This window comes from Capsulimonas sp. (genome assembly GCF_039929585.1).
Classification (GTDB): Bacteria; Armatimonadota; Armatimonadia; order Armatimonadales; family Capsulimonadaceae; genus Capsulimonas.
Genome location: NZ_JBDSQY010000318.1, coordinates 1 through 10,335, shown reverse-complemented (window position 1 = coordinate 10,335; position 10,335 = coordinate 1). Strand labels below are relative to the sequence as shown.

Here is a 10,335-nt window from a genome sequence, read left to right as displayed (position 1 = left end):
CGCGCATTCGCGCCGCTGCAGATGGCGGGAGTTTAAGGAAGCACGTATGGCTGAAACAGCGACCGCGCCGGAGACTACTCCGGCGGTGGAACTCGTCAATCTGACGATTGACGGAACAAAAGTCAGCGTTCCGAAGGGAACGCTCGTCATCACGGCGGCCTTTGAGGCCGGCGCCGATATCCCGTATTTCTGTCACCACCCACGGCTCAAGCCGGCGGGCGCCTGTCGCATGTGTCTTGTCAAGATCGAGAAGATGAACAAGATCCAGACGGCCTGCACCGTGCCGGTCGCCGAGGGCATGGTGGTCGATACGATCTCCCCCGAGGTCAAGCAGGCGCAGAGCGGTATTCTGGAGTTCCTCCTGATCAACCACCCGCTGGACTGCCCGGTCTGCGATCGCGGCGGCGAGTGTCCGCTGCAGAACATGACCTTCCAGTACGGACCGGGCGTCACGCGCTTTGTCGATGAGAAGCGCCACTTCCCGAAGGCCGTTCCGATTTCGGATTATGTCGTTCTGGATCGCGAGCGATGCATCCAGTGCGCGCGCTGTACTCGCTTCACCGAGGAGATCTCGGGCGACGGCGAGCTGGCTATCGAAAGCCGCGGCAATACGGCGGTCATCTCTCCCTTTACCCCCGAAGGCTTCAAGAGCAAGTTCAGCGGCAACACGATCGAGCTTTGCCCGGTCGGCGCGCTGACCTCGCGCACCTATCGCTTCGCGGCTCGCCCGTGGGAGTTCCAGTCTCAGGACTCGATCTGCTCCATGTGCGGCGTCGGCTGCTCGATCGCCGTGCAGACGCGCAACGGCGAACTGATGCGCGTCAACGCGCGCCTCAACGAAGAAGTCAACGAAGAGTGGACCTGTGATCGGGGCAAGTTCGAGCAGTACTGGGTCAACAGCACGGACCGCATCAACGAGCCGCATCTTCGGATGGCCTCGCAGCTGCGCCGCGTAACCTGGGGACAGGCGCTCGACGCCGCCGCAAAGACCCTCAAGGACTTCGCCGCCGTGAACCCGAACAGCGTCGCCGGCATCGCCTCCCCGCGTTGCTCCAACGAAGACCTGTACTTGTTCCAGCGTCTGTTCCGCAACGGTCTGGGAACGAACAACCTCGACCACCGCACGAACACCGCACCGTATATCCCGATGCAGACCAGCATCGCGGAGGTCGGAACCGCGAAGACGATCGTCGCGGTCGGCGCCGAGATCGACGATGTGCTTCCCGTCCTGTGGCTGCGCGTCTACAAAGCGATCTCCAAGGGCAATGCGAACTACTTCCGTAGTGACGATGTGAAGTCCACGGAAGTAACCGACGCTATCGCGCTCGGCGCGGGCACGGTGGTTCTGGCGTGGCACAATATCCCGCTGGAAGACATCGAAGCCCTGCGCGCCGCCTGCGCGGCGTCCGGCGCCAAGCTCAACCTGCTGCTTCCCGACGCCAACTCCGTCGGCGCCATCAATATGGGCGTTCTTCCGGACCGCCTGCCGGCGCTGGCGAGTGTTTCCAACGGCGTGCGCCCGGTTTACGAAACGCTGTGGGGCGGCCCGCTGCCGGCCGAACCCGGTCTGGACACGCGCGGCATTCTCGAAGGCTGCGCGAATGGAACGATCAAGGCGCTTTACTTGATGGGCCCCGATCCGCTGAAGAACTTCGCGGACCAGGATCTGGTCAAGCGTGCGCTGGACAAAGTTCCGTTCCTGATCGTTCAGGATCTGTTCAACAATGGCGCGGGACGTCTGGCCGATGTGTTCCTGCCCTCCTGCTCGTTTATCGAGAAGGAAGGCACCTTCACGAATATCGAAGGACGCATCCAGAAGTTCAAAAAGGCGATCGAGCCGCGCGGACAGAGCAAGCCCGACTGGCAAATCGCCGCCGATCTGCTGGTTCGTCTGGGCAAGAACGTCCCGTATATTTCTCCGCGAGACATCGCCCGTGAGATCGCGCAGGTGGCCGCCGCGAAGCCGGCGCCGCCGGTCGGCTCTCCGGAACCGGCGCCCGCGACTATCATAGAAAAGGCGTCTTAGGCAAACTATCCATGACACCCAATCTGTTCTTCCACTATTTCTTTAACGTCGATCCGCCTCATACGGCGACTGGCAACATGCCGGCCGAATACTGGTGGATCGACCTGATCCGGATCGTCGTGCGCGTCCTCGTCGGACTGTTCGCGATCCTGCTGGTTGTCCCCCCGCTCGTCTGGTGGGAGCGCCGCCTGCTGGGATTCATGCAGCAGCGCCAGGGACCAAACCGCGTCGGACCGTGGGGCCTGCTTCAGACGATCGCCGACGGTGTCAAACTTCTCTTAAAAGAAGATATGAACCCGAGCAGCGTCGACGTGGTCCTTTTCGTCCTCGCTCCGGTAGTCTTCCTGGTTCCGGCGCTGGTCACGTCCGCCGTTCTTCCGTGGGGACCGAGCCTGACGTGGGGCGCTTCCGCGCCGAACGTCAGTGTCGGTGTCCTTTACCTGCTGGCCTGGGGCTCGCTCGCCGTTTACGGCGTTGTTCTCGCCGGTTGGGCTTCCAACAACAAGTACTCTCTGCTCGGGGGGCTTCGCTCCTCGGCCCAGATGATCTCGTATGAACTGGGCATGGGACTGGCGATCGTCACAATCGTCCTGCTTACGGGCAGCCTGAGCCTGACCGACGTCGTTGCGCGGCAAGGCTTCACCGAGTACGGCCTGCCGTTGTGGAACACGCTCAAGTTCTTCCCCATGGGACTTGTGGCGATGATGATCTACGCAGTTTCCATGCTCGCCGAAACCAACCGCGCGCCGTTCGACCTTCCTGAGGCCGAAACGGAGCTGGTCGCCGGCTACCATACCGAATACACCTCCATGAAGTTCGCAATCTTCTTCATGGCGGAATACGCGAATATGATCGTCGTCAGCGCCATCTGCGCCACGCTCTTCTTTGGCGGCTACCATGCGCCTCTGCTCTGGCTGGACGGTTCGTACCTCGGACCGCTCGTCGCTCTGAAGACCAACGCACTGCTCGGCGGCGCCGTCTCCGCGCTAGTGCCGGTGATGTGGCTGACGATCAAGATCCTGTGCGGCCTTTACTTCTTTATCTGGATCCGCGCCACGATGCCCCGCCTGCGCTATGATATGCTCATGCGCGCCGGCTGGCTGGGCGTCTTCCCGATCGCCCTCGGCAACATCTTGATGGTCGCCATCGCGATGGCGCTTGGGTATCAATACGGTCTGATCGGATGGATCGTTCTCGCGGTCGTTTCGCTCTGGGCGTTTGCCGGCAGCAAGCCGGGCCGCGCCTTCACGACGAACTCGCGCCGCGACACCACCGTCCTTCTCTACAGTGAAGCGCAGCCGTTCCGCGGCGTTCCCGAGCATTCGGGACACGGCGATCAGACGCTGCCTCCGAACGCTTTGAGCGAAGGCGCGCTTGCCGCTGCGGGCCAGGGCCCGCTTGACGATGCGTTCGCCGCAAAGAAAGGTTAACTCCCATGGGACTCTGGGATAACATCAAAACTCTGGGCCAGGAGGCGAAAGCGCCGTTCGTTGGCCTGGGAATCACGCAGGGCTACTCCAACAAAGAGCGCGTGACTATCGAGTATCCGGAAGTACGCCGCCCGATGCCGCGCCGCGCGCGGTGGCGCCATGTGCTGAACCGATATGAGAACGGCATGGAGAAGTGCATCGGCTGCTCGCTGTGCGCCGGCTCCTGTCCCGCGAACGCCATTCTGGTGGTCGCCGCCGAGAACACCGATGAAAATCGCCGCTCTCCGGGCGAGCGGTTCGCCGCGCAGTACGAGATCAACATGCTCCGATGCATCTTCTGCGGCTATTGCGAAGAAGCATGTCCGACGCAGGCGATCCAGCTGAAGGATATCTGCGAGATGGCCGACGACAACCGCAAGGATCTCATCTACACCAAAGAGATGATGCTCGTGCCGGATCCGACAAAACCGTAGCGCAGCCCGCCGGGGCTCGCTGAGAACAACGAAGAACAGCTTATGTCTGGACAACTTATCCTATTCGGACTGCTTGCGGCCATCGCGGTCGTCTGCGGTCTTTGCATGATCCTGAACGACAACCCGGTGCGCAGCGCGCTCTACCTGGTTACGCTCTTGTTCACGGTCGCCATGCTTTATGTTACGCTCAACGCGGCGTTTATCGCCGCCGTGCAGGTCATTGTTTATGCGGGGGCGATTATGGTCCTCTTTATATTCGTGATCATGCTGCTAAATTTGGGAACGCCGGAAGAGATCGTCGATCACCTGAAGCCGCAGAAGCTTTTGGGGCCGATTGCCGGTCTTCTGCTGATCGGCCTGCTGGCGAGCGTCGTCGCAGCGGTTCCGACGGGGCAGGGCGGTCAGCCGCTCAGCAACGGCACCATCGGCCCGTTCGAGATCGGCCTCGCGCTGTACTCGCCGAAGAACTACTGGCTGTTCCCGTTTGAAATCGTCTCGATCCTGCTGTTGGTTGCGGCCATCGGCGCGGTTATGCTTGCAAAGAAGAGGATTTAGCGCATGCCTCCAGCAGTCCCTTTGAACGCCAGTATCCCGGCAGTCCCTTTGAACTACTATCTGATCCTGAGCGCGATCCTGTTCACGATCGGCGTCGTCGGCGTTTTGATCAAGCGCAATCCGATCACGATCTTTATGTGCATTGAGTTGATGCTGAACGCGGTGAACATCACGCTGGTGGCCTTTTCGCGCTACCAGAGCACGCTGACTCCCGCCGGAGCCTACGCGAACCCGCGCTTTATCGACGGTCAGATGATGGTTCTCTTTGTATTCGCTGTGGCCGCCGCCGAAGTCGCGGTCGGTCTGGGAATCCTGGTGTCCATTTTCCGCAATAAAGTATCCATCAACGTGGATGAAATCGATTTGATGAAGGGCTAACCGCCTTTTGTTCGGGGGCTAACAGCCCCCGTGTTTTTGGGGCCAGCGAGCCCCTGTTTTTCGGAGTGACAGCGCAATGCCAAACTTGTCCGACCCGTATATAATCGCCTGGCTCATTCCGCTCTTTCCGCTGATCGGCTTTCTGATCAATGGGCTGTCCGGCGGAAAGCTAAAAAAGAACGCAGGATGGCTAGCGACAGCGGCGGTTTTCGCCTCCTTCGCCGTTGCTGTTTACCTGTTTACCCAGGTGCAGTCCTGGCCTGCGGAAGCAAAACAGCACACGGTGTTTCTCGCGCCCTGGCTGTCCGTCCCCGCCATCAATAGCATTCCGGCCTTTCAAGTCAACTTTGAGATGCTGATCGACCCGCTCTCCGTGCTGATGATGCTGATTATCACCGGTGTCGGCGGCTTGATCCACCTCTACTCCATCAGCTACATGGCGGCGGACAAAGGCTTCGCGCGGTTCTTCACTTATCTGAACCTGTTCGTCTTCTTCATGCTGATGCTCGTCACCGGCAACAACCTGCTGATGCTGTTCATCGGCTGGGAAGGCGTTGGACTTTGTTCGTATCTCCTGATTGGCTTCTTCTATGAGAAGAAGTCGGCGGGCGACGCGGCGAAGAAGGCGTTCATTGTCAACCGTATCGGCGACGTCGGCGTGCTGATCGGCATGTTCATGATTTTCCAATATTTTGGGACTCTGGACTTTGTGCAGGGACAGAGCGGAGTGCTCGGCATTGTCGCCGCCGCCCCGACCGTCCTGCGCGCCGTCGTTCCCGCCGTCATCACCGTAATGACGCTGATGCTGTTCCTCGGCGCAACGGGCAAGTCTGCGCAGATCCCGCTGTACAACTGGCTGCCGGACGCGATGGAAGGCCCGACTCCAGTTTCGGCGCTGATCCACGCCGCGACGATGGTTACCGCCGGCGTCTACATGGTGTCCCGAACGCATACGCTGTTTGAGCTGTCCGACACGACCATGGTTGTGATCGCCGTTGTTGGAATTTCGACAGCGCTGTTCGCCGCGACGATCGGTCTGATGCAGAACGACATCAAGCGTGTCCTGGCGTACTCGACGGTCTCACAGCTTGGCTATATGTTCGCCGCCTGCGGCGCGGGCGTCTTCGCCGCCGGTATGTACCATGTGATGACGCATGCGTTCTTCAAAGCATGTCTCTTCCTTGGCTCCGGCTCGGTCATTCACGCCATCGAGCATGCAATGCACGCGCAGCATGGCCATGGTGACGACGCCGCGCACGCCGAACATGGCGATGCGCCGCACGATGCGGTTTTGGCGAACGCCGGTCCGGACCCGAATGATCCGCAGGACATGCGGAACATGGGTGGTCTGCTGGGACGCACCAAAATCACTGCGGCAACGATGATCATCGCCACGCTGGCGATCTCCGGCATCGTTCCCTTCGCCGGTTTCTTCAGCAAGGACGAGATCCTCTGGCGCATGCTCAATGTGCATAACCAGTATAACTGGCTGTTCTGGGCTGTCGGGGCCGCGACGGCGCTGATCACGGCGTTCTACATGACGCGGTTGGTGATGAAGACTTTCATCGTCAAGGCGCAAACCGAAGCCGCGAAGCACGCGCATGAATCCGGTCTGTTGATGACGATCCCGCTCGTTATCCTGGCGGCTCTCGCCTCCCTCACGGGATGGGCAATCCTGCCGTTCGAAGGTTTTGAGAAGTTCCTTGCGCCGTCGGTCGTGACCGAAGGGTATACACCTACCATTCTTCGCATTGGGCAGGAACATACCTTTGGCTATGTCCTGATGCTTGTCATCGCCTGCGTGATGCTGGGCTGCTTTGGGATTTATCGAACCAAGTCGAATGGTCAGCTCATGTCGCCGCAGGCTCGGGCGGATCGGCACTTTCTCAGTCCGGGCTGGCTCAACTGGGTGCTTCTCAACAAGTACTTCGTCGACGAGGCTTACAATTTCTGGTTCGTCAAGCTGGGTAAGAAATTCTCTTACTGGCTGTGGAAGACCTTCGATGTCGATGTCGTGGATGGTATCGTGAACGGCGTGGGCGCGCTCACCAGCTGGACCGGCTCCAAGCTGCGTCTGGCGCAGAGCGGCTACGTCCGCAACTACGCCTTTTCCATGGTCATTGGGATTATTCTCGTCCTGTTCTTGGTTTTCCAACAGTCAGGACACGGCTGGCAGCGCTAAAAGCGCCCGCCGCCTCTTTCAGGAGCATTGCGTGTGAACGATATACCGTGGCTGTCCATCGTAATTTTCTTGCCTCTCGTGTTCGCCTTTATCGCCCTGGCGATGAAGGATAACCCGAGCGGCGCCCGTCTGGTCGCCTTTGTTGGGACGATCGTGACGCTTTTCGTCTCGGTGCTGATCTACGCGAACTTCAACTCTGGGATGACTTACGGCGCGGATGCGCCGCACTTCCAGATGATGGAGAAGCATTCGTGGATCCCGCTGAGCAAAGGCGCCATCAACTATCTGCTGGGCGTCGACGGCGTCTCCCTGCTGATGCTGTTGATGACGACCGGCATCTTCCCCTTCGTGGTCGGCGTGTCCAAAGACATCACCGAGCGTCATAACCAGTATTACTTCTGGGTGCTGCTGATGGAGACCGCCGTTCTGGGCGTGTTCCTGTCGCTGAACCTGGTGCTTTACTACATCTTCTGGGAAGCGATGCTGATCCCGGCGTACTTCATCATCGGTATCTGGGGTGGTCCGAAGCGTATCTACGCTACGGTCAAATTCTTCCTCTACACGATGGTCGGCTCGATGCTGATGCTGGTGTCGATCCTGGGAGTTTACTTCCTGACCGGCGCGGAGAGCTTTGATCTTCCGTATCTGACGGCGCACTTGCCGGCGGTCCTCGGCGGCCGGCTGACGACGGAAGTGCTGCTGTTCGGCGGCTTCTTCCTGGCGTTCGGCATTAAAGCTCCGATCTGGCCGTTCCACACCTGGGTGCCCGACGCATACTCGGAAGCGCCGACGGGCGGTTCGATCATCCTGGTCGCGCTGAAGATGGGCCTTTACGGCTTTATCCGCTTCTGCATCCCGATGTTTCCGAATGCGGTCGCCGTGTGCGCGCCGTTCATCATCATCCTGGCTGTCATCGGCGTCATCTACGCCGCACTGGTCGCCGCGATGCAGACGGATCTCAAGCGCCTGATCGCCTATTCGAGCATCTCGCACATCGGCGTCATCCTGCTGGCGATCTTCGCTCTGACGGGGATCGGCATTAGCGGCGCAGTGATCCAGATGGTGAGCCATACGATCACGACCGGCGCTCTCTTTATTATAGGCGGCGCCCTGTACTCGCGGCGCGGCTCCTACGCCATTGCCGATTACGGTGGCCTGATGAAGGTGATGCCCGGCTTCACCGTGATCTTCATGATCGCCATGCTGTCTTCGGTGGCGCTTCCGCTTACGAGCGGCTTCACCGGTGAGATCCTGATGCTGGTCGGTTCGTTCCAGACCCATCCATGGGCGACGGGCTTCGCGACAACCGCCGCAATTTGGAGCGTCGTCTATATGCTGTGGATGTTCCAGCGCGTGATGTACGGCCAGCTCGACAAGCCCGAGAACCAATCGCTGCCGGACACGACGCCCGGCGAGAAGTGGGCGCTCGTGCCGTTGATCGCGCTGATCATCATCATCGGCGTCTTCCCGACCCCGATCTTGAACAAGCTGAACTCTTCGGTCAGTGACATTTTGACGAGCGTGAACGGCTTATCGTCGGTTCCCACCATTGCGCGGACTCCTGTGGCGGCGCCTGCGCCCAGCAAGACGCCCGCAGTGGCATCCGCCGCGCTGACCCATTTGAAAGATTAACCACTCATGACTTCGATACCTTCGAGTGACTTTTTAGCCGTTTCGCCATTGCTGACCGTCATCCTTTTGGGGATGATCGTGCTGATGGTGGACCTGTTTCTGCCGCGTGACCGCAAAGGGATCCTGGTGGGCATTTCTGCGGTCGGCCTCCTGATCGCCGCTGGCTTCAGTGCGGCGCTCTGGGGCAGAGGACTGACTGGATTTGCCGGTTCGGTCGCCGCCGATGACTTTGCGGTCCTGTTTCAGATCATCCTGCTGGTCGTGGCGTTTCTGTCGATTTTTCTCTCCGAACGCTATATTCAGATCAAAGGGATTAACTACGGCGAATATTACGCGCTGCTGCTGTTCTCGACGTCCGGCGCCATGCTGATGGCGACAAGCCGCGAATTGATCACGATCTTCGTCGGCCTGGAAGTCCTGTCCATCGCCCTATACATTCTGGCCGGTTTCGCCCGCACCGAAGCGCGCTCCGAAGAGTCGGCCATGAAGTACTTCCTTCTGGGCGCCTTCTCCTCCGGCTTCTTCCTGTACGGCATCGCGCTGCTTTACGGCGGTACAGGCACCACGCGCCTCGACTCCATGCCGAGTGAAAGTCTCCAGTCGATCTACTCAATCGCCGGCATGGCTCTGCTGCTGGTCGGTCTTGGATTCAAGGCCGCAATCGTCCCGTTCCACTCTTGGACCCCCGACGTATACGAAGGCGCTCCGACCTCGGTGACAGCCTTCATGTCCGCCGGAGCCAAGGCGGGAGCATTCGCGGCACTGATCCGCGTCGCCGTGGCCTTCCTGCCGATTTCTGCTTACTTCCACGATGTCCTCTGGGTGCTGGCCGTATTGACGATGATCGTTGGCAACATCATTGCCGTGCAGCAGACGAACATCAAGCGCATGCTGGCTTATTCTAGTATCGCGCACGCGGGATATATTCTGGTGGGATTGATCGCACAAAACCAAGACGGCCGCGCCGGTGTCGTCTTCTACGTGCTCTCTTACACGTTTATGAATTTGGGTGCGTTCGGGATCTTAATCCTGCTGGCTCGGCGCGGCGATGAGCTGACGCAAATCAAGGATTTGGAAGGTCTTTCGCAGCGTCAGCCTCTGGCGGCGGCTTTGATGGCCATTTTCATGCTGTCTCTTGCCGGTATTCCGCCGACTGCGGGATTTATCGGTAAGTTCTTTCTCTTCCAGGGAGCCATTGAGGCTCACGAGATCTGGCTGGCGTGTATCGGCCTTTTGGCAAGCGTCATCGGCGTATTCTACTACCTGTGGGTCATTGCCCGAATGTTCTTTAAGCCCGCAACCCGTGAGTTCCCGGCGAACATTTGGAACAGCAATCCCCTCGCTTCTTTCGCCGTGATCGTCTGCGCGTTCATGTCCCTTGCTCTTGGACTGGCGCCGCAGATATTTTCAACTCCCGCTAATTCCGGCGCGCAGTCCTTACTCCCGCCAGTGACGCCGATTGCCGCTCCCGCCATCCCGATCGCAAAGGCCGACACGCCGCAGGTTTCTGCGAACGTTCGGTAGGTTGGTTCGTAAGTGTCAAGTCTCATCACATTGTGAACAACTGTGACGCGTTCGGAACTGGGTAGGCTCCTGGTTAAATAGGTCGGGCCGTTTCCCGTACCATTCGACTGTCGCCTCATAGGGCGTCTTGCGGCC

At 59.5% G+C, this 10,335-nt stretch carries 8 protein-coding genes; all 8 read left to right on the top strand.

The window, feature by feature from the left end; genetic code table 11:
* The first annotated feature begins 46 nt into the window (after nt 1-46).
* The 8 genes from nuoG (at nt 47) to ABIZ35_RS24325 (ending at nt 10,200) form a co-directional block, all read left to right on the top strand.
* The gene (gene nuoG, locus ABIZ35_RS24360; RefSeq protein WP_348222529.1) at nt 47-2,026 is read left to right on the top strand and encodes an NADH-quinone oxidoreductase subunit NuoG; all 1,980 of its coding nucleotides are present in this window, start codon (nt 47-49) and stop codon (nt 2,024-2,026) included.
* An 11-nt stretch (nt 2,027-2,037) separates the two neighbouring features.
* Complete coding sequence (locus ABIZ35_RS24355; protein WP_348222528.1) at nt 2,038-3,456, top strand: complex I subunit 1 family protein; 1,419 nt, start codon at nt 2,038-2,040, stop codon at nt 3,454-3,456.
* 5 nt (nt 3,457-3,461) lie between these two features.
* Nucleotides 3,462-3,929, top strand: coding sequence for an NADH-quinone oxidoreductase subunit NuoI (gene nuoI / locus ABIZ35_RS24350; protein ID WP_348222527.1), 468 nt, complete (start codon nt 3,462-3,464; stop codon nt 3,927-3,929).
* Nucleotides 3,930-3,971: 42 nt separating this feature from the next.
* Entirely contained in the window at nt 3,972-4,484 is a 513-nt protein-coding gene (locus tag ABIZ35_RS24345; protein WP_348222526.1) for an NADH-quinone oxidoreductase subunit J, read from the top strand.
* A 3-nt stretch (nt 4,485-4,487) separates the two neighbouring features.
* Nucleotides 4,488-4,862, top strand: coding sequence for an NADH-quinone oxidoreductase subunit NuoK (nuoK, locus tag ABIZ35_RS24340; protein WP_348222525.1), 375 nt, complete (start codon nt 4,488-4,490; stop codon nt 4,860-4,862).
* A 76-nt stretch (nt 4,863-4,938) separates the two neighbouring features.
* The gene (locus ABIZ35_RS24335; RefSeq protein ID WP_348222524.1) at nt 4,939-7,044 is read left to right on the top strand and encodes an NADH-quinone oxidoreductase subunit L; all 2,106 of its coding nucleotides are present in this window, start codon (nt 4,939-4,941) and stop codon (nt 7,042-7,044) included.
* 33 nt (nt 7,045-7,077) lie between these two features.
* A complete protein-coding gene (locus ABIZ35_RS24330) occupies nt 7,078-8,676 on the top strand; it encodes an NADH-quinone oxidoreductase subunit M (RefSeq protein WP_348222523.1) in 1,599 nt (532 codons plus the stop codon).
* A 6-nt stretch (nt 8,677-8,682) separates the two neighbouring features.
* Nucleotides 8,683-10,200, top strand: a complete 1,518-nt coding sequence (locus ABIZ35_RS24325) for an NADH-quinone oxidoreductase subunit N (RefSeq protein WP_348222522.1) — start codon at nt 8,683-8,685, stop codon at nt 10,198-10,200.
* Nucleotides 10,201-10,335: the final 135 nt, after the last annotated feature.

Excerpts from the sequence above, each read along its gene's own strand:
- nuoG (WP_348222529.1), top strand. The coding sequence starts at position 47 with ATGGCTGAAACAGCGACCGCGCCGGAGACTACTCCGGCGGTGGAACTC.
- ABIZ35_RS24355 (WP_348222528.1), top strand. The coding sequence starts at position 2,038 with ATGACACCCAATCTGTTCTTCCACTATTTCTTTAACGTCGATCCGCCT.
- nuoI (WP_348222527.1), top strand. The coding sequence starts at position 3,462 with ATGGGACTCTGGGATAACATCAAAACTCTGGGCCAGGAGGCGAAAGCG.
- ABIZ35_RS24345 (WP_348222526.1), top strand. The coding sequence starts at position 3,972 with ATGTCTGGACAACTTATCCTATTCGGACTGCTTGCGGCCATCGCGGTC.
- nuoK (WP_348222525.1), top strand. The coding sequence starts at position 4,488 with ATGCCTCCAGCAGTCCCTTTGAACGCCAGTATCCCGGCAGTCCCTTTG.
- ABIZ35_RS24335 (WP_348222524.1), top strand. The coding sequence starts at position 4,939 with ATGCCAAACTTGTCCGACCCGTATATAATCGCCTGGCTCATTCCGCTC.
- ABIZ35_RS24325 (WP_348222522.1), top strand. The coding sequence starts at position 8,683 with ATGACTTCGATACCTTCGAGTGACTTTTTAGCCGTTTCGCCATTGCTG.